Below are 19,717 nucleotides of genomic sequence, written 5' to 3' on the forward strand. Positions count from 1 at the left end.
CCGGGTCAACTACCGTGCCGTGCAGGCGCATCGGCCCCTTCCGCCCCTCCCGCGTCTGCCCGTACGGTATGGCGCGCGGGGCTCGTGCCGGTCGGCGGACACAAGGAGTCGGAGAATGCCGGAAGAACCGGGGGAACCGGGGGAACCAGGTCCGGGGCTGCGACGCGATGCCATCGGACTGCGCGAGGTGCTCTTCCAGAGCATCACCGCCATGGCGCCCGCGGCGGCCGTCGCGGCGTCGATCCCGTCGGGTGCCGCGTTCGCGGGCGGCAGCCTGCCGCTGTCGGTGCTGGTGGCTCTGGTCGCCTGTCTGTTCACCGCTTCGTGCGTCGCCGAACTCGCACGGCAACTGCCCGCCGCGGGATCGGTGGCGACGTACTCCGCGCAGGGGCTGCACCCGGCGGTCGGATTCCTGGTCGGCTGGGGTTATGTGTTCGTCGAGGCGCTGGTGCCCGCCCTGCTGCTGCTCCAGCTCGGCTTCACCACGGCGGGCACCCTGCACCAGGAGTGGGCCTCGTACCCGGCGGACCTGTGGTGGCCGTGGTCCCTGGCCGGAGCGGTGGTCATCGCCCTGGCCGGGTTCTACGGTGTCCGGGCCTCGGCCCGTTTCGGCACGGTGCTCGGCGTCTTCGAGGTGCTCGTCCTGCTGGTCTTCGCCGTACTGCTGATCGTGAAAGCCGGGGACGCCAACACCCTCTCGGTGTTCGGCACTTCCCACACCGCCCATGGTTACACCGGGGTCGGCGGTGTCTTCGCCGGATCCGTCTACACGGTGCTGGCGTTCTCCGGGTTCGAGGCGGCCGCACCGCTCGCCGAGGAGGCGCGCGACCCGCGTCGCACCATGCGGCGGGCGGTCCTCGGCGCGGCGCTGGCGATCGGTCTGTTCTACGTCCTGACCACCTACGCGATGTCCGTGTACTTCGGCCCCGACCGGTTCGCCGGGTTCGGCGTTTTGGGCGCCGCGTCCTGGGAGGGCGTGGCGCGCGCCTCGTTCGGGCTCTTCTGGGTGCTGCTCTTCCTCGCGATCGTCAACTCGACCATCGCCAACGCCAACGCGTGCGCGAACGTGTCGACGCGGACCGCTTTCGCGCTAGGACGGATCGGGGTGTTCCCGCGCCCGTTCGCCCGTGTCCATCCGCGCCACCGCTCCCCCGTCACCGGGGTCGCCGCGCAGTTCGCCGTCGCGGTGGCCGCCGTGCTCGGGCTCGGTCTCGCGTACGGCCCGGAGACCGCTTTCGCGCTGCTGGCCACGGTCATCGTGACGGTGGTCATCGGTGTGTACATCGTCGTCAATCTGGCCTGCGCGGGATACTTCCTGCGGCGCAGGCGCGACCTGTTCCGCCCGGTGCCCCATCTGCTCTTCCCGGTGCTCGGCATCGCCGCCTTCGTCCCCGCGCTCCTGACGGCGGCCGGGATCCCGGCCTTCGACTTCGTCTCCACGCTGAAGCCGCCCGTCTCGTACGCGGGGCCGGTGGTCGGCGGCTGGATGCTGACCGGCGTGGTGGTGCTGGCCGTGCTGGCGCGTCGGCATCCCGAGCGGCTCGCGGAGACGGGCCGGGTGCATCTGGACGGGCCGCCGGACCCCTCCGGAGCCCACAGCCAACAGGAAAGCGGCGCCTTGACCGGGAAGGGCGCCACGACCGGCAACACAACTGATGAGACAGGGGAGTTACGCGCATGACTGATCCGCGCATCGTGACCGTGCGGCCCGGCGAGGGAGAGTACGCCTGGACGTTCGGCGGGGCGGCCCCGGTGGCACGCATCGCTCCCGGCACCGTCCTGGACCTGTTCACCGAGGACTGCTTCGCCGGCCGGGTACGGTCCGAGAAGGACCTGGTGTCCGAGGTCTGCGAGTTCCCCTTCCTCAATCCGCAGACCGGCCCCTTCCACATCGAGGGCGCCGAGCCCGGCGACACCGTGGCCGTGCACTTCGTATCGGTCGAACCGGCCCGCGACTGGGCCGCGTCGACGACCGTCCCGCTCTTCGGCGCGCTGACCTCCACCCACACGACGGCCACCCTGCAGCCACCGCTGCCCGAGGTCGTCTGGATGTGGGAGCTGGACCGGGAGCGGCGCACCTGCCTTTTCCGGGCGCGGGACAGCGACATCGAGATCGCACTGCCGATGGACCCGATGCACGGCACGGTCGGGGTGGCCCCGGCCAATCTGGAGGTGCGCTCCGCGCTGGTGCCCGACGCGCACGGCGGGAACATGGACACCCCGGAGATGCGCGCGGGCGTCACCTGCTACCTCGGCGTGAACGTCGAAGGCGCGCTGCTCAGCCTCGGTGACGGGCACGCCAGGCAGGGCGAGGGCGAGACCTGCGGAGTGGCCGTGGAGTGCGCCATGAACACCGTCGTCGTGGTCGAACTCCTCAAGGGCGTGGCGACCCCGTGGCCGCGCCTGGAGTCGGACACCCATCTGATGTCGACCGGCTCGGCGCGCCCGCTGGAGGACGCCTTCCGGATCTCGCAACTGGACCTGGTGCAGTGGCTGTCACGCGACTACGGGCTGTCCCGGCTGGACGCGTACCAGCTGCTCTCCCAGGCGGGCGAGGCGCCGCTCGCCAACGTCTGCGACGCCAACTACACGTGTGTCGCGAAGATCCGCAAGGAGTGGCTGCCGGCCGGCGAACCGCACCGCGGTCTGCACCGTCATCTCAGGGAGACCGCGGCGCTGCTCCCCCGGCCCTGACCCATCCTGACCGCACCACCGCAGACGTACGTTCCCCCCACCCCAGGAGAGCCGGATGGCACCCAACGGATCAGGTCCCAGCCGCAGACGGCTGCTGCAGAGCGCGGCGCTCATGGTCACCGCGGGCGTCCTGCTGCCCGCGACCCACGCGGACGCGGACAGCGCGTCGGACACCGACTACCCGACCGCCCACTGGACGCCCGCGTCCACCGCCAACTACACAGTGTCGACCCGCCCGTCGGCGTACCGGATCGACCGGGTGGTGGTCCACGTCACCCAGGAGACCTTCGCCAACACCCTGGCCATCTTCCGGAATCCGGCGAAGGCGGTCACCGCCCACTACGTGGTCCGCTCGGCCGACGGGTACATCGCCCAGTGCGTCCGGGAGCACGACATCGCCTGGCACGCCGGGAACTGGGACTACAACACCCGCAGTGTCGGCATCGAGCACGAGGGCTGGGTCGACAAGCCCGAGTACTTCACCGACGCCCTGTACGAGAAGTCGGCGGCGCTCACCGCGTCCGTCTGCGACCGGTACTCGATCCCCAAGGACCGCACCCACATCATCGGGCATGTCGAAGTCCCGGGCACCGACCACACGGACCCCGGCCCCAACTGGGACTGGGTCCGCTACCTGCGGCTGGTCAACCAGGCCTGACGGGACGCTTGCCCGGTCCCGCCGCCGGGGTGACGATGGGCCGTGCACCGGGGTCCGGGGAGGCCGAGTTGACCGACACATGGGTGGCTCTGGAGGCGGGCGCCGATCCCGCGCGGCGCCGCAGAGCGCTGCGCGGGGCGTACGAGTCGTTCGCGGCCGCGGGGCGGGTCGAGCGCCCCGTGCGGCCCGTGGTCGCGGAGTCCTGGCGGCGCTCGGCCCGCGCACGGGTCAGCCGCGAGGGGACGGCGCGCGTCGAGCTGTCCGACGACGGGCTCGCCGCGTACCGGGACGGCCATCCGCTGGCCCGGGTGATGCCACTGTTCCGCGAGCTGATGGGCGCCTACGCGATGGACGGCGAGCATCTGCTGGCGGTGTGCGACGCACACGGTCGGCTGCTCTGGGTGGAGGGGCACGCGACACCCCGCAGAGAGGCGGGCCTGATGAACTTCGTGCCGGGGGCGCGCTGGGCGGAGGCGGCGACCGGGACCAACGCGCCCGGCACCGCCATCGCCGTGGACCGTCCCGTCCAGGTCTTCGCGGCCGAGCACTTCCAGCGGCCCGTACACCCGTGGACCTGCGCCGCGGCGCCCGTCCACGATCCGGGCACCGGGCGGCTGCTGGGCGCCGTGGACATCACCGGCGGCGACCGGCTCGCCCATCCGCACAGCCTGGCCTTCGTCAGCGCGGTCGCGCGGGCCGCCGAGTCGCAGCTCGCGCTCCTGGCGCCGCCGCCCTCAGCCGGATCCGTCCGGCTGTCGGTGCTGGGGCGGGACACGGCACTGCTCGTGGCGGGCGGCCGCACGTGCGGGCTCAGCCGACGGCACAGCGAGATCCTCACGCTGCTCGCCCAGCGCCCGGAGGGTGTGACGGGGGACGAGCTGCTCGTCGAGCTGTACGAGGACGAGACGGTCACCCCGGTCACTCTGCGCGCGGAGCTGTCCCGGCTGCGCGGGCTGCTCGGCCCGGAGCTGCTGCGGTCGCGTCCCTACCGGCTGGCCGGTCCCGTCGACACGGACTTCGCCGGGGTGGCGCGCCTGCTGGCGTCCGGGGCCGTGACCTCGGCGATGAACACGTACGCCGGTCCGCTGCTGCCCGGGTCGCGGGCGCCCGCGGTGGTCCGGCTGCGGCGGCGGCTCGCGGACCAGCTGCGGGAAGCCCTGATCGCACGCCGGGACCCAGGGCTGCTCGCGGACTGGGCGTACAGCCCGTGGGGCGAGGACGACCTCCCCGTCTGGCGGGCGCTCGCCACCGCGCTGCCCGCCCGGCAGCGGTCGTCCGCCGTGTCGCGGGTGCGCGAACTGGACTCCTGGCAGGGTTCCTGACCACTGGTCGCTTCCCCCGGCTGCCTCGCCCGTACTGCGCGGACGCCCCGGGCTCCCTACTGTCGGTTGGTAAAGCACTGCCGGTCGATACGGCACCGCCGGTCGGTGGGGCAACCGCATGGAGTACCACCGAGTGCCCACGCGCAAGCCCGGGCCGCCTCACAACTTACGGAGTACCGCATGCCTGAGCTGTTCATCGGCGGGACCTGGACGCCCGCCGCTGACGGGGCGCTCCGCGAGATCCGCTGCCCCGCCGACGGCACGCTGGTGGCGACGGTCGACGAGGCCGGTCCGGAGGACGCGTCGGCGGCAATCGGCGCGGCGCGTGAGGCGTTCGACAGCGGCCCGTGGCCCGCCACCCCGGCCGCCGAGCGGGGTGCGCTGCTGCTGCGGGTCGCCGCCCTGATCGAACGCGATCAGGACGCGCTCGCCCGCGCCGAGTCCCTGGACACCGGGAAGCGGCTCGTGGAGAGCGAGTACGACATGGCGGACATCGCCAACTGCTTCCGCTATTTCGGCAATCTGGTGGCGTCCGGCGGCACCGACCGGGTCGTCGACACCGGTGACCCCGGCGTCGACAGCCGGATCGTGCACGAACCGGTCGGCGTGTGCGCGCTGATCACCCCCTGGAACTATCCGCTGCTGCAGACCGCGTGGAAGGTCGCGCCGGCGCTCGGCGCGGGCAACACGTTCGTACTGAAACCGAGCGAACTGACGCCGCACACCGCCGTCTTCCTGATGCGGCTGCTGACCGAGGCCGGGCTGCCGGGCGGGGCGGCGAACCTCGTCCTGGGCACCGGACCGGCCGTCGGCGCGCCCCTCAGCGAGGACCCGCGGGTCGACATGGTGTCCTTCACCGGCGGGCTGGTCACCGGACGGCGCATCATGGCCGCCGCGGCCCCCACGGTGAAGAAGATCGCCCTGGAACTCGGCGGCAAGAACCCCAACATCGTCTTCGCGGACGCGGAGTACGAGAGCGCCGTGGACTACGCCCTGACCGCCGTTTTCCTCCACTCCGGACAGGTCTGCTCGGCGGGCGCGCGGCTGCTCGTCCAGGACGAGCTGCACGACCGGTTCGTCGAGGACGTGGTGGCCGGGGCGCGGGCCATCCCGCTGGGCGGCCCGTTCGACGAGAGCGCGCGGACCGGCCCGCTGATCTCGGCCGCCCACCGCGAGAAGGTGGAAGCTTATGTGGCGGCCGGCATCGCCGAGGGCGCGGTGCTCCGGTGCGGGGGCGCACGGCCGGAGGACCGGGCGCTGGACTCCGGCTTCTACTATCTGCCGACGGTGCTGGACGAGTGCACGCCGGGGATGTCCGTAGTGCGTGACGAATCGTTCGGCCCGGTCCTGACGGTCGAGCGGTTCCGCGACGAGGACGAGGCGGTCACCCTCGCCAATGACACCGTCTACGGGCTGTCCGGCGGGGTCTGGTCCCAGGACGTCGGCCGGGCGCACCGGGTGGCTTCCCGGCTGCGGGCTGGCACCGTGTGGATCAACGACTTCCAGCCGTACGTACCGCAGGCCGAGTGGGGCGGGATGAAGCAGTCGGGATTCGGGCGCGAGCTGGGCCCCGCCGGTCTCGCGGAGTACCAGGAGGCCAAGCACGTGTGGCGCAATCTGTCGCCGCGTCCGCTGAGGTGGTTCGAGTGAACCGGAAAGGGCGGGGCGGCCCCGGCGGGGACGACACCGCGCCCGGCCCCGGGAGTGAGACCCGCACACAGCACCAGGACGACGACGACTCGCTCTCGGCGTTCGGCTACAAGCCCGAACTCAAGCGCACCCTCGGCAACTTCCACACCTTCGCCGCCGGCATCAGCTATATCTCGATCCTGACCGGTACCTTCCAGCTGTTCTACTTCGGTGTCAGCTTCGGCGGGCCCGCCTACTGGTGGTCCTGGCCGATGGTCTTCATCGGCCAGCTGATGGTGGCCCTCTGCTTCTGCGAGCTGGCCGCCCGGTACCCGGTGGCGGGCTCCGTCTACAACTGGGCCAAGAAGCTCGGCGGCCCGCACGTCGGCTGGCTCGGCGGCTGGATGATGGTGACGGCCACGATGGTGTCGCTGGCCGCCGTGGCGCTCGCGTACCAGATCACGCTGCCGCAGATCTCGGCGACGTTCCAGTTCGTCGGGGACGGTACCGGCAAGACCGACGCGGCGGAGAACGCCGTGCTGCTGGGCAGCGTACTGATCCTCTTCACCACCTTGGTGAACGCATTCGGGGTCAAGCTGATGGCCAGGATCAACTCCGCCGGTGTCATGGTCGAGCTGATCGCGGCCATCGTCCTGATCATCCTGCTGGCCGCGCACATCACCCGGGGCCCCGCCGCGATCGTCCAGACGCACGGGATCGGTTCGGGACAGACCCTGGGCTACTTCCGTGCGTTCCTGACCGCTTCGCTCGCCTCCGCATACGTGATGTACGGCTTCGACACGGCGTCCTCGCTCGGTGAGGAGTCCCTGGATCCCAGCCGGAACGCTCCGCGGGCGATTCTGCGGGCCCTGTTCTTCTCGTTCCTGCTCGGCGGGCTCATCCTGCTGTTCGCGCTGCTGGCCGTGCCCAGCCTGACCTCGAAGAAACTGGCCGCGGACGGTCTGCAGTACGTGGTGCTCTCCACGCTCGGTTCGACGATCGGCCAGATCGTGCTGTGGTGCGTGGTCGTCGCCATCACCGTCTGCGAGCTCGCGGTGCACGCGGCAGGTATCCGGCTGGCGTTCGCGATGGCCCGCGACAACTGCCTGCCGGCTTCGTCACTGCTCGCCCGGGTCAGCCCGCGCTTCAAGACGCCAGTCCTTCCCGCGATCATCATCGGGATCGTCGGCATCGTGATCCTGGTGATCAACATCAACCAGCCACAGATCTTCTCGGTGATCACGAGCATCGCCATCATCATGATCTATGTGGCGTATCTGCTGGTCACCACCCCGATGCTGATCCGGCGGCTGCGCGGCACCTGGGAGCCCGCAGAAGGGCGCTTCTCCCTCGGCCGGTTCGGACTCCCCATCAACATCCTCGCGGTGCTGTGGGGCTTCGCGATGTCGCTCAACCTCGCCTGGCCGCGCAGCAAGGTCTACAACGCGACGGGCCCGCACCACTGGTACCTCCAGTGGGGCGCGTTCCTCTTCATCGGGATCGTCGGCGGCGGGGGATTCGCGTACTACTGGTTCGTCCAGCGCAAGAAGACCGGCGTACTGGACGCGCACCGGGCCGTCCCGGAGACCCCGCAGCCGCCCGCCGTATGAACCGGCTGAACCCCCGCTGACCCCCCGACGGTCCTCCTCCCCTCCCCTTCTCCCCCGCCGGAACCCCTGATCTGGAGCAGCGATGTCCGAGGAAACGTCCGAGCGCCCCGACGGCGGCCGTGCATACGACTACGTAGTGGTGGGCGGCGGTACCGCGGGCGCGGTCGTCGCCGCCCGGCTGAGCGAGGACCCCGCTGTCACCGTCTGCGTGCTGGAGGCCGGTCCTTCGGACGCCGGCGACGACAGCGTGCTGCGGCTGGACCGCTGGATGGCCCTGCTGGAGTCCGGCTACGACTGGGACTACCCGGTGGAGCCGCAGGAGAACGGCAACAGCTTCATGCGGCACGCCAGGGCCAAGGTGCTGGGCGGCTGCTCGTCGCACAACTCCTGCATCGCCTTCTGGGCACCGGCCGAGGACCTGGACGAGTGGGGCGCGCTGGGCTGTACGGGCTGGAGCGCGGCGGACTGTTTCCCGCTCTACCGGCGCCTTGAGAGCAATGACGCGCCCGGTGACCACCACGGCCGTTCCGGGCCTGTGACCATCCGTACCGTTCCGCCGGCCGACCCCTGCGGGGCGGCGCTGCTGGACGCCTGCGAGGAGGCCGGGATTCCCCGTACGCCCTTCAACACGGGTACGACGGTGGTGCGCGGGGCACACTGGTTCCAGATCAACGCCCGTGAGGACGGGACCCGTTCGTCGGCCTCGGTGTCCTATCTGCACCCGGTACTCACCGACCGGCCGAATCTGGAGATCCGGACCGGGCTCCAGGCCAGGCGGCTGCTCTTCGACGCGGACGAGCGGTGCACCGGGGTGGAGTACCTGGAACCCGACACCATCCACAGCGGTTCGGTGACCGCGCGCCGCGAGGTGATCGTCAGCTGCGGGGCCATCGACTCGCCGAAGCTGCTGATGCTGTCGGGCATCGGACCGGCCGCGCATCTGCGCGAGACCGGGATCGGCGTGCGGGTGGACTCCCCCGGTGTCGGTTCCCATCTCCAGGACCACCCGGAGGGCGTGATCATGTGGGAGGCGAAGCAGCCCATGGTCACCTCCTCCACCCAGTGGTGGGAGATCGGCATCTTCTCCGACACCGAACCGGGTCTGGACCGACCCGACCTGATGTTCCACTACGGCTCGGTGCCCTTCGACATGAACACCTACCGACGCGGCTATCCGACGGCGGACAACGCGTTCTGTCTCACGCCGAACGTCACCCGGGCCCGCTCGATGGGCACAGTCCGGCTGCGCACACGCGACTTCCGCGACAAGCCCCGTGTCGACCCGCGCTACTTCACCGACGACCACGACATCCGGGTGATGACCTACGGGCTGCGGCTGGCGCGGAAGATCGTCTCGCAGCCCGCGATGGCCGACTGGGCGGGGGCGGAACTGGCTCCGGGGCCGGCCACGCGCTCCGACGACGAGCTGTTCGCGTACATCCGTGAGACCCACAACACCGTCTACCACCCGGCGGGCACCGTCCGGATGGGGGCGGCCGGCGACACGGACTCCCCGCTCGATCCGCAGCTGCGGGTGAAGGGTGTCACCGGGCTGCGGGTGGCCGACGCGTCGGCCATGCCGTTCCTGCCGACTGTGAATCCCTGCATCACCACCATGATGATCGGCGAGAAGTGCGCCGACATGATCAAGGAAGGCTGATCGGCGCCGGGCAAGGGGCTGCCCGGGCGAAAGGCCCACGCGGCCGGTTACGCCCCCGGTCGCCGTCGCAACGTGGTTGCAACGTCGTGGTCAATACCCTCGGCTCCGAGCGCCGCCCGAGGGCGGGCGGCGCGGATTCCGGGAGGCCACTGACATGACCCGTTACGCAGCGCCGGGCACCGAGGGCGCGATCGTCTCGTACGAGTCGCGCTACGACCACTGGATCGGCGGGGAGTTCGTCCCGCCCGCCCGCGGGCAGTACTTCGAGAACCCGAGCCCGGTCAACGGCAGGCCGTTCACCGAGATCGCCCGTGGCACCGCCGAGGACGTCGAGCGCGCCCTGGACGCGGCACACGCCGCGGCCCCCGGCTGGGGCCGGAGGCCCGCCGGGGACCGGGCCACCGTCCTCAACCGGATCGCCGACCGGATGGAGGCGCACCTGGAGGAGCTGGCGGTCGCCGAGAGCTGGGAGAACGGCAAGCCGGTCCGCGAGACCCTGGCCGCCGACATCCCGCTGGCGATCGACCACTTCCGCTATTTCGCCGGCGCGCTGCGGGCCCAGGAGGGCACGCTCAGCGAGCTCGACGACGACACCGTCGCGTACCACTTCCATGAGCCGCTCGGCGTGGTCGGCCAGATCATCCCGTGGAACTTCCCCATCCTGATGGCGGCATGGAAGCTCGCACCGGCTCTGGCCGCGGGGAACGCGGTGGTCCTCAAGCCCGCCGAACAGACCCCGGCCTCCATCCACTTCTGGATGAGTCTCATATCCGACCTGCTGCCGGCCGGTGTGGTCAACATCGTCAACGGCTTCGGTTCGGAGGCGGGCAAGCCGCTGGCGTCGAGTCCGCGGGTCGCGAAGATCGCGTTCACCGGCGAGACCACGACCGGGCGGCTGATCATGCAGTACGCCTCCGAGAACATCAAGCCGGTCACGCTCGAACTCGGCGGCAAGTCACCGAACATCTTCTTCGACGACGTGTGGTCGGCGGACGACGACTTCCGCGACAAGGCACTCGAAGGCTTCACGATGTTCGCGCTCAACCAGGGCGAGGTGTGCACCTGCCCCTCGCGCGCGCTGATCCAGCGCGGTCACTACAGCGAGTTCCTGGAGGCGGGCATCGCCCGCACCCAGCAGATCCTGCCGGGGCACCCGCTGGACACGGACACGATGATCGGCGCACAGGCGTCCAACGACCAGCTGCAGAAGATCCTCTCGTATCTGGACATCGGCCAGCAGGAGGGCGCGAAGATCCTCACAGGCGGGCAGCGGATCGAGTACGACGGGGAGCTGGCCGGCGGGTACTACGTACAGCCGACGGTCTTCGAGGGCGACAACAGGATGCGGGTCTTCCAGGAGGAAATCTTCGGCCCGGTCGTCGCCGTCACGTCGTTCTCCGACTTCGACGACGCGATCAGCACGGCGAACGACACGCTGTACGGACTGGGCGCGGGCGTCTGGACCCGGGACATGAACACGGCCTACCGCGCGGGCCGCGCCATCCAGGCGGGCCGTGTCTGGACGAACTGCTACCACGCGTACCCCGCGCACGCGGCCTTCGGCGGGTACAAGCAGTCCGGGATCGGGCGGGAGAACCACCGGATGATGCTTGACCACTACCAGCAGACGAAGAATCTTCTGGTCTCGTACTCACCGAAGAAGCTCGGCTTCTTCTAGACGCACGCAGAAGGCGCCTGAACCGGGATTCGCCCGTCAAGCGCCTTCTGCGCGGCCTCTCTTGGCCCCGGCCAGGAGTTCTGCGTCACAAGTCCGTGCAGGGGTCTCAGCAGGGGAGCGTGTCCCTGCCGGGAGTCTGCCGGCAGCACAAGGCACTGGCCGCTTGCACTTCGGTGAGTGTTCGCCGTGCGAGTTCGCCGAAGTTGTCGCCGTTGGCCGTGTCTTGCCAGCGCTGGTAGGCGATCTTCCAGGCGAGCGCGCCGAGTTCGGCGGCCACGCGCGAGGCCAGGTCGGGAACGCCGCGGCGCTTGAGCGCGTCGATCATCGATGCGATGAGGCCGAGTCCCTTCAACGCATCGCGTTCTCGCAGTTCCGGGTTGGCGGCGATCACTGCCGACCTCCGGGCGGCGAACTCGCGGTGATCGGAGGTGAAGACTTCCCTGCCGATCACGTCCAGAGCATGTGCCACCGCTTCGAGCGGGCCGGCCCCGGCCGGCGCCGCGTCGATCCCGTCGACGAGTAGTCCGGTCATCGTTCCCCCACCGAAGAGCACTTCCCGCTTGTCCGGGAAATGCCGGAAGAAGGTGCTCTTCGTGAGCCCGGCGCGCTCCGCGATCTCGATCACCGTCGTGTTCTCGTAGCCCCGTTCTTCGAACAGTTCAAGGGCAGCGACAACGAGTCGCTCGGTTGCGTGGGGTTGCCATCGGGCCATGGGGACCATCGTACGGGACTCGGTGCCGTCACTCATGTACAGTGATGAAACTAAGTCCCGTCACCCTCTCTGCTGGAGAAATTCATGAGCCGAGCTGTTGTCTATGAGACATTCGGAGGCCCCGAGGTGCTGGAACTGCGGGAGGTTCCGGAACCCCATGCCGGACCGGGCGAGGTCCGCGTCCGCGTAACGACGGCCGGCCTGAATCCGATGGACTGGGGCATTGCCTCGCGGCCCGAGGCGGCGGCCCGGTTCGGCATCACCGTGCCGTCCGGCTTCGGTTACGACTTCGCCGGGGTCGTCGACGAGGTCGGCACCCGCGTCACGGGTTTTGCTGTGGGCGACCGGGTCCACGGCGGCGCGCTGGGCAGGGCCGCTGCCGATTTCGTGGTGGTCAAGACGCCGACCGAGGCGGCCGGGCCGCTCTGGCATACGCCGGACGGCATCAGTGACGAGGTGGCTGCCACGCTTCCGGTGGCCGGCATGACCGCCGCCGCCGCGTTGGCCGCGATCGGCCTGCGGTCCGGCGACACCGTCCTGGTCGGCGGCGCCGCAGGCGGCGTGGGGGTGTTCGCCATACAGCTCGCGAAGCTCACCGGCGCCAGAGTGATCGGGACCGCCGCGGAGAACACGTTCGAGTTCCTGCGCCAGTTCGGTGCCGAGCCCGTGACCTACGGCCCCGGACTGGCAGACCGGGTACGGGCCCTGGCTCCGGAGGGCGTGACCGCGGCAACCGACCTGTTCGGCGTCGAAACGGCCGAGACCGCGCTCGCGCTCGGTGTGCCGCCCGAGCGGATCTCCACGATCGCCGCGGGGCCCAATCCTCCCGGCGGTGTCCGCGCGACCGGTGGTTTCGACGCGGGCCCGGACGCCATGGAGCAGATCAGCGACGCGATCGTCGCCGGCGCGATCACCGTACCGATCGCCGCGGCCTTCCCGGTCGAGCAGATCCGCGATGCCGTGACACTGCAAGCCGGACGCCACGTCCACGGCAAGATCGTGATCACCCTGCGACCGCGTCTCCGCTGAACACTGCGCAATGCTCCGCCCGTCGGGATCGAGTGCTCGCAATACGTCTGGAGCCTCGCCGGGAGAACCTCCGGGCCCCGCGCTCGCGCTCCGCACTCGATGTCGTCCAGTCGGACGAGAAGCGGCATCGGTTGCCACTGACCGCCGAGGCCCACCGAGGCTCTGTCCTGGTGCGCGGCGGTGTCCCCTCCGTCGCGCCGCCCGGCGGCCGGCATGAGGCGCAGCGCCCGCCCATCGTGTCCCGGGGAGTACGAGCAGAGCCTGGGAGAAGACCCCGCACGCGGATCCCGCGCGTCGCTGTGCGGAGCGGGCGCCGAGTGGGGCCGCCTCAACTGCCGCATCCGGCATCGCGAGACGGCACCTGGCAAGAGGTCCGTGCCTGACCGTCCACCGAGGTCGGGCAAAGCACCCCTTCCGGTCAACAGGATTGACGGAGCCGGACTTTGAAGGCAAAGTTCACCCGACTTGACAACGTTGTCACAGAAGGGATCGCGATGAGAGCGTGGAAACGTGCGTTCGCAGCCTTGCTGCTCGCCACCACCGTGGCCGCGGCGTCCTCCACTCCCAGCGTCGCAGACGCCAAGGAGCGGGGGCCGAAGTTCGCCGCTGACCCCACCACACTGGTCGACACGTCGATCGGCAACAACGGCGACGGGACCACTTTCCCCGGCGCCGCCGTTCCGTTCGGCATGGTGCAGCTGAGCCCGGACACGCAGCTCAACCAGTACGCCTCCTATGACTACAAGCAGGACAAGATCCTCGGCTTCAGCCACACGCACCTCTCGGGCGTCGGCTGCCAGACGATGGGCAACTTCCGGTTCATGCCGACCACCGGTGCGGTTACGTCGTCCGACCCGGCGCAGTACGGTGCGAAATTCAGCCACGCCAACGAAACCCGAGCGCCCGGCTACTACGGTGTGAAGTTCGACAACGGCATCCAGGCCGAGCTCTCCGCGACCCAGCGGACCGGCCAGCACCGCTACACGTACCCCGCCGGATCGGGCCCCGAGAACATACTCATCGAGACCGGCGAGAGCAACGGCAGCACCTATGCCGGCGACGTCCACGTGGTCGGTGACGACACCGTCGAAGGCTGGCTCCAGGGCGGCAACTTCTGTGGAGAGACCGGCAAGGAGCGCTACCGGATCTATTTCAGCGCCAAGTTCGACCGGAAGTTCTCGGGCTTCGGCACCTGGACCGACGGCACCATCACCCCGAACAAGCGCGACGCGTCGCGTGGCACCAAGCGCGCCGGCGCCTATGCGACATTCGACCCGGCGAAGGGCAAGCAGGTCGGCACCTCGGTGGGCCTGTCCTACACGTCGATCGACGGCGCGCGCCTCAACCGCAAGGCTGAGCAGCCGAAGTCGTTCGACAAGGCCCGCACGGCCGCGCACAACAGCTGGCAGGAGGAGCTGAAGCGGATGCGCGTGGCCGGCGGCAGCACCGCCGACCAGCGCACGTACTACAGCGCGCTCTACCACTCGCTGCTGCACCCGTCGATCGGGTCCGATGTGGACAACCGTTACCGCGGCTTCGACGACAAGGTGCACCGAGCCGATTCCACGTACTACCAGATGTTCTCGCTCTGGGACACCTACCGCTCACAGAATCAGCTGGTGGCCCTGCTGAACCCGGACAAGGCCACTGATATGGCCAAGTCGGTGCTGCACATCTACCAGGACGGTGGCTGGCTGCCACGCTGGGCGCTCGCCGGCAGCGAGACCAACGTGATGAGCGGCGACCCTGTCACACCGTGGATCGTGGACATCTACAACCGCGGCCTGCTCGACAAACGCACCGCGGACCAGCTCTTCGGCGCGCTGTGGAAGAACGCCAACGAAGTCCCCGCGGACCAGTCGATCTTCCGCGGCCGTGACGGCAACCCCACGTACGTCAAGAACGGCTGGGTCGGCTACCAGAACCTGCCCGGGTACAAGTACGGCGACAGCCGCCAGTCGGGTTCGGCCACACTTGAGTACTCGCTCGCCGACTGCGCGCTGTCCACGATGGCGGGCGGTCTCGGCTACCAGGACAAGGCCGCGACGCTAGCCTCGCGCTGCGACAACTTCACCAAGCTGTGGGACCCCACCGTCACGTCGCAGGGCTTCTCCGGGTTCCCGGTCGCCAGGAACGCTGACGACACTGTGGCGGGAGACCCCGATCCTGCCCAGGCCGGAGCGTTCCACGAGGGCACCGCTTGGCAGTACGAATGGCTTGCCCAGCAGGACCCGCAGACGCTCTTCGGACTCATGGGCGGCCCCTCGCAGGCCGAGCAGCGGCTCGACAAGTTCTTCGACATGCCGACCGTGCTCACCGACCCGGCGAAGGCAGCTTCCGACTCGTGGGTGACCGGCGCGTACGACTACCACAACAACTTCGCCTTCAACCCCAACAACGAGCCCGACTTCCACGCACCGTGGATGTACACGTGGACCGGCGCGCCGTGGAAGACCTCCGCCGTGCTGCGTGCGATGCGCACGCTCTTCACCGACAACGTGTATGGAATGCCCGGCAATGACGACCTCGGCGCCACCTCCTCGCTGCTCGTCTTCGCCATGGCCGGCATCTTCGAGCCCCAGCCCGGCTCCGCCACCTACGTGATCTCCGCGCCCATGTTCGAGAAGGTCGAGATCCGGCCCGACCATGGCCGCACGATCAGGATCGACGCCCCGGGCGCCAACGCTTCGCAGCTCCAGTACGTGTCCTCCGTGGACACCAGCAAGGGCGAGTTGCGTCAGAGCTGGCTGTCCCACAAGGACCTGCTCCGCTCCGGCACGATCAAGATCAACCTCTCCGACAAGCCGACGAGTTGGGGAGTCAACGCTGCCCCGCCCGCCATGGGCCGACCCTGAGGCTCCGGGGTGCGGGCCCTTCCACGAGGGGCCGCACCCCGGACCCGCCGGCACTGGTTGAGCCGGATCTGCGGGCTGCGGGCTGCGGGCTGCGGGCTGCGGGCTGCGGGCTGCGGGCTGCGGGCTGCGGGCTGCGGGCTGCGGGCTGCGGGCTGCGGGCTGCGGGCTGCGGGCTGCGGATGATCTGATGTCCCGTTGCGGTGGACGGTGAAATCGCCTCGCCTTCCACGCGGCCCGTTCCATGGAGGACGCTGGAGCGCGATCCACTCGCTGGCAGTGGTGACTTCTTCGAGGATGTCGGGCAGCGGCTCGGTGCCGAGCCCCACCATTCGCTGTACAGACCCAAGAGTGCCGCGCGACCGTCATCTATTCGGCGAGGTCGGCGGCGTGCCGACGGAGCACATGGACGAGGGCGTCCGTCGAGGGCGTCGTGGAGCCCGGCAGGCGAACCAGGCTGACGCGGCGTCGTTCCTCCGGAAGGTCGTCGATGGTGATGAGGCGGACGCCGGGCGGGATCGCGGACAGCAGCATGGAGGGAACAGTGGTGATGCCGGCGCCGGCTGCGACGAGGTGCAGTTTGGTCAGCCAGTCGCGGGTGGCGTGGTGGACCCGGGGCCGTCCGGGCAGGCCCGGCCAGATGCCCAGCAGAGGCTCGCCGGTGCTGGCCGGGCTGGTGATCCACGTCTCGCCGGCGATGTGCTGAGCGGTGACGCCGGCGCTGTCGGCGAACCGGCCGCCGGTCGGCACTGCCAGGACCAGACGGTCTTCCAGCAGCGGCTCGACATGCAGGGGTGGATCGTCGGCGTCGGGTGAGCGGTGGCATCACCTCAGCCCCCGGCTCTCACGGAACGCTCCGGGTGTCACGCCAGTCCGCAGGCGGAAGAACTTCCCGAAGTCGCTCGCATCGCTGAACCCGAGCCGGACGGTGACCTCCGTCGCTGTCAGGCCGCTGTGCTGCAACAGGCGTTTGGCCTCGAGGAGCACCCGGTCGTCCACGTACTGCTTGGCAGTGCGGCCCGTTGCGGCGAGCGTGGCCCGGGTCAGTGTGCGAGGGCTGTAGCCGAGCGCCGTCGCGTAGTCCTCCACGCGGCGGCTCACCGCGTGGTCCCGCTCGACGGCCGCGTGGAAGCGGCGGAACGTCTCGGATGCCGCCGTGGGGCGCGGCGCCGGGTCGCGGACCACTGCGAGCCGGATCGCCAGGACCGAGAGCAGCGCGCGCAGCACCTCGGCGTGCGACTCCAACGGCAGTGAGGCCAGAGCGCCGTACTCGTAGGCGAGGTGGTCGAGCGCCCGTCGCACGCTCTCCGCGTCCGGGCCTTCCGGTGTCAGCGGCCGCTGCTCGTAGGGCGGATCCATGTGCGACGCCGATACGGCGGCCGGCGGGAGGAAGCCCGGCTGAAACAGCACGATCACCCCGTCCGCCCTCACCAGGTCCGGCCCGAACCGCTGCACCTGGCCCGGCCGGATCCACAGCCATGATCCGGGCTCCAGGTCATGCTCGACGAAGTCCACCCATACCCGAAGCGGCCGGGCTCGGGCCCCGATCAGCTGGTGGAAGGCAGGCCGCAGCGGCGCGTACGGATCGTTGCCGTGCCGCTGGGAGCGCTCGTAGAGGTCGGCGAGTTCCATCACCTCGACCCCGGCCGCTGCGCCCACGTTCGGGGTGTACTCCAGGGTCCGGATGTCGGGTCGGCCGACAGAGTGTCCGTTTTTGCCCATCGTGAGTCACGAGGATACCGGCGCGCCGATCAAATCGCCTTCTACGGTGAAACCGCAGTTCACAGACATATCAGAGGTGGTCCTGTGCGGTTGATCGTAGGAATGACCGGGGCGACGGGCGCTCCGTTCGGTGTCCGTCTGCTGCAGAATCTGCGCGAGCTGCCGGACGTGGAGACCCATCTCGTCCTCTCCCGCTGGGCGCGCACCACGATCGAGCTGGAGACCGGTCTGTCCGTGGCCGAGGTGTCGGCCCTCGCCGACGTCACCCACAACCCCGACGACCAGGGCGCCACCATTTCCTCCGGCTCCTTTCGCACCGACGGCATGGTGATCGTGCCGTGCTCCATGAAGACCCTCGCGGGTATCAGGGCCGGATACGCCGAGGGGCTCGTGGCCCGGGCCGCCGACGTCGTCATCAAGGAGCGCCGCAAGCTGGTCCTCGTCCCCCGCGAGACGCCGCTGAGTGAGATCCATCTGGAGAACATGCTCGCGCTCTCGCGGATGGGCGTGCAGTTGGTGCCGCCCATGCCTGCCTTCTACAACAACCCGCGGACCGTCGACGACATCGTCGACCACGTCACCGCCCGCGTCCTCGACCAGTTCGACCTGCCCGCGCCTGCCGCCAAGCGCTGGGCCGGTATGCGGGCGGCCCGCGCCGCGTCCCGTCTGCCCGTCGACGCCGCCTGAAGTCCCGTACCCAGCAAGGAAGAGTTCATCATGGCCTATGACGATCTGCGCAGCTTTCTCGGCGCTTTGGAGAAGGAGGGGCAGCTGCTCCGTATCACCGACGAGGTGCTGCCGGAGCCAGACCTCGCAGCCGCCGCGAACGCCACCGGACGCATCGGTGAGAACGCCCCAGCGCTCTTCTTCGACAACGTGAAGGGCTTTACGAACGCCCAGATCGCCCTGAACGTTCACGGCTCCTGGGCCAATCACGCGCTCGCACTCGGCCTGCCCAGGAACACCCCGGTCAAGGATCAGGTCGAGGAGTTCGCCCGCCGCTGGGACGCCTTCCCCGTCACCCCTGAGCGCCGCGAGGACGCGCCCTGGCGCGAGAACGTCCAGCAGGGAGCCGACGTCGATCTGTTCTCAGTCCTGCCCCTGTTCCGCCTCAATGACGGCGACGGCGGCTTCTACCTCGACAAGGCCGCCGTCGTCTCCCGCGATCCCGGGGACCCGGAGAACTTCGGCAAGCAGAACGTCGGCACGTACCGCATCCAGGTCATAGGCCGCGACCGGCTGGCTTTCCAGCCCGTGCCGATGCATGACGTCGCCCAGCACCTGCGGAAGGCGGAAGAGCAGGGTGAGGACCTGCCCATCGCCATCACCCTCGGCAACGACCCGGTGATGGCGATCGTGGCCGCGATGCCGATGGCGTACGACCAGAGCGAGTACGAGATGGCCGGAGCGCTGCGCGGGGCGCCGGCGCCGATCGCCTCCGCGCCGCTCACCGGCTTCGACGTACCGTGGGGCAGTGAGGTCGTCATCGAGGGGGTCATCGAGTCCCGCAAGCGTCAGATAGAGGGCCCGTTTGGGGAGTTCACCGGCCACTACTCGGGCGGCCGCCGTATGCCCGTCATCCGCGTGGAACGCGTTTCGTACCGCACCGACCCGGTCTTCGAGTCTCTCTACCTCGGGATGCCGTGGACCGAGTGCGACTACCTCGTCGGCCCCAACACCTGCGTCCCGCTGCTCAAGCAACTGCGTGCCGAGTTCCCCGAGGTGAAGGCCGTCAATGCCATGTACACCCACGGCCTGATGGTGATCATCTCCACGGCCAAACGGTACGGCGGTTTCGCCAAGGCCGTCGGTATGCGCGCCATGACGACGCCGCACGGTCTCGGCTACGTGTCCCAGGTGATCCTCGTCGACGAGGACGTCGACCCCTTCAACCTGCCGCAGGTCATGTGGGCCATGTCGGCGAAGACCAACCCGAAGGACGACGTCGTCATCATCCCGAACCTGTCGGTCCTCGAACTCGCGCCCGCCGCCGAACCTGCCGGCATCACCAGCAAGATGATCATCGACGCGACGACGCCAGTCGCCCCCGAGGTCCGCGGCAACTTCTCCACGCCGGCCAAGGACCTGCCCGAGACCGCCGAGTGGGCGGCCCGGCTGCAGGGCCTCATCGCGGCCCGCCACTGACCCCTC

14 protein-coding genes and 1 pseudogene are annotated in these 19,717 nt (G+C 69.7%); 12 read left to right on the forward strand and 3 right to left on the reverse strand.

Features of this window, described 5'->3' with window-relative positions; translation table 11 throughout:
- Window positions 1-115: 115 nt before the first annotated feature.
- From OG452_RS01335 to exaC, 8 genes are all read left to right on the forward strand, one after another.
- On the forward strand, window positions 116-1,681 hold the full coding sequence (locus OG452_RS01335; protein WP_327293726.1) for an APC family permease: 1,566 nt from the start codon (window positions 116-118) through the stop codon (window positions 1,679-1,681).
- On the forward strand, window positions 1,678-2,694 hold the full coding sequence (locus tag OG452_RS01340) for an acetamidase/formamidase family protein (RefSeq protein ID WP_327293727.1): 1,017 nt from the start codon (window positions 1,678-1,680) through the stop codon (window positions 2,692-2,694). The genes OG452_RS01335 and OG452_RS01340 overlap by 4 nt, the downstream gene beginning before the upstream one ends.
- A 55-nt stretch (window positions 2,695-2,749) precedes the next feature.
- Window positions 2,750-3,352 carry an N-acetylmuramoyl-L-alanine amidase gene (locus OG452_RS01345; RefSeq protein ID WP_327293728.1) on the forward strand — a complete coding sequence of 201 codons (603 nt, stop codon included), beginning with the start codon at window positions 2,750-2,752 and terminating at the stop codon, window positions 3,350-3,352.
- A 35-nt stretch (window positions 3,353-3,387) separates the two neighbouring features.
- Complete coding sequence (locus OG452_RS01350; protein WP_442809939.1) at window positions 3,388-4,674, forward strand: GAF domain-containing protein; 1,287 nt, start codon at window positions 3,388-3,390, stop codon at window positions 4,672-4,674.
- A 180-nt stretch (window positions 4,675-4,854) separates the two neighbouring features.
- A complete protein-coding gene (locus tag OG452_RS01355; protein ID WP_327293730.1) occupies window positions 4,855-6,324 on the forward strand; it encodes an aldehyde dehydrogenase family protein in 1,470 nt (489 codons plus the stop codon).
- Window positions 6,321-7,913 (forward strand): APC family permease, encoded by a 1,593-nt coding sequence (locus tag OG452_RS01360; RefSeq protein ID WP_405564967.1) that lies wholly within the window; start codon window positions 6,321-6,323, stop codon window positions 7,911-7,913. The genes OG452_RS01355 and OG452_RS01360 overlap by 4 nt, the downstream gene beginning before the upstream one ends.
- 82 nt (window positions 7,914-7,995) lie before the next feature.
- A complete protein-coding gene (locus tag OG452_RS01365; protein WP_327293731.1) occupies window positions 7,996-9,573 on the forward strand; it encodes a GMC family oxidoreductase in 1,578 nt (525 codons plus the stop codon).
- A gap of 154 nt (window positions 9,574-9,727) precedes the next feature.
- Window positions 9,728-11,251: an acetaldehyde dehydrogenase ExaC gene (gene exaC, locus OG452_RS01370; protein WP_327293732.1), complete on the forward strand. Its 1,524-nt coding sequence runs from the start codon at window positions 9,728-9,730 to the stop codon at window positions 11,249-11,251.
- 106 nt (window positions 11,252-11,357) lie between these two features.
- Here exaC and OG452_RS01375 read toward each other — a convergent pair whose 3' ends face one another.
- Window positions 11,358-11,963, reverse strand: a complete 606-nt coding sequence (locus OG452_RS01375) for a TetR/AcrR family transcriptional regulator (RefSeq protein WP_327293733.1) — start codon at window positions 11,961-11,963, stop codon at window positions 11,358-11,360.
- Between the two features lie 84 nt (window positions 11,964-12,047).
- Between OG452_RS01375 and OG452_RS01380 the strand changes: the two genes are divergently transcribed.
- Together OG452_RS01380 and OG452_RS01385 are read left to right on the forward strand one after the other, a co-directional pair.
- A complete protein-coding gene (locus tag OG452_RS01380; RefSeq protein ID WP_327293734.1) occupies window positions 12,048-12,992 on the forward strand; it encodes an NADP-dependent oxidoreductase in 945 nt (314 codons plus the stop codon).
- A gap of 494 nt (window positions 12,993-13,486) precedes the next feature.
- Window positions 13,487-15,847 carry a GH92 family glycosyl hydrolase gene (locus tag OG452_RS01385; RefSeq protein WP_327293735.1) on the forward strand — a complete coding sequence of 787 codons (2,361 nt, stop codon included), beginning with the start codon at window positions 13,487-13,489 and terminating at the stop codon, window positions 15,845-15,847.
- 366 nt (window positions 15,848-16,213) lie between these two features.
- Here the strand turns inward: OG452_RS01385 and OG452_RS01390 are convergent.
- Window positions 16,214-16,642, reverse strand: a pseudogene (locus tag OG452_RS01390) (LysR substrate-binding domain-containing protein); the annotation flags it as partial.
- 27 nt (window positions 16,643-16,669) lie between these two features.
- Window positions 16,670-17,503, reverse strand: a complete 834-nt coding sequence (locus OG452_RS01395) for a helix-turn-helix domain-containing protein (RefSeq protein WP_327293736.1) — start codon at window positions 17,501-17,503, stop codon at window positions 16,670-16,672.
- Between the two features lie 147 nt (window positions 17,504-17,650).
- On the opposite strand from OG452_RS01395, the gene OG452_RS01400 reads away from it, so the two are divergent.
- Window positions 17,651-18,253, forward strand: coding sequence for a non-oxidative hydroxyarylic acid decarboxylases subunit B (locus OG452_RS01400; protein ID WP_327293737.1), 603 nt, complete (start codon window positions 17,651-17,653; stop codon window positions 18,251-18,253).
- Between the two features lie 30 nt (window positions 18,254-18,283).
- On the forward strand, window positions 18,284-19,711 hold the full coding sequence (locus OG452_RS01405) for a non-oxidative hydroxyarylic acid decarboxylases subunit C (protein ID WP_327293738.1): 1,428 nt from the start codon (window positions 18,284-18,286) through the stop codon (window positions 19,709-19,711).
- The last annotated feature ends 6 nt before the right edge of the window (window positions 19,712-19,717 follow it).

The organism is Streptomyces sp. NBC_01197 (assembly GCF_036010505.1).
GTDB lineage: Bacteria > Actinomycetota > Actinomycetes > Streptomycetales > Streptomycetaceae > Streptomyces.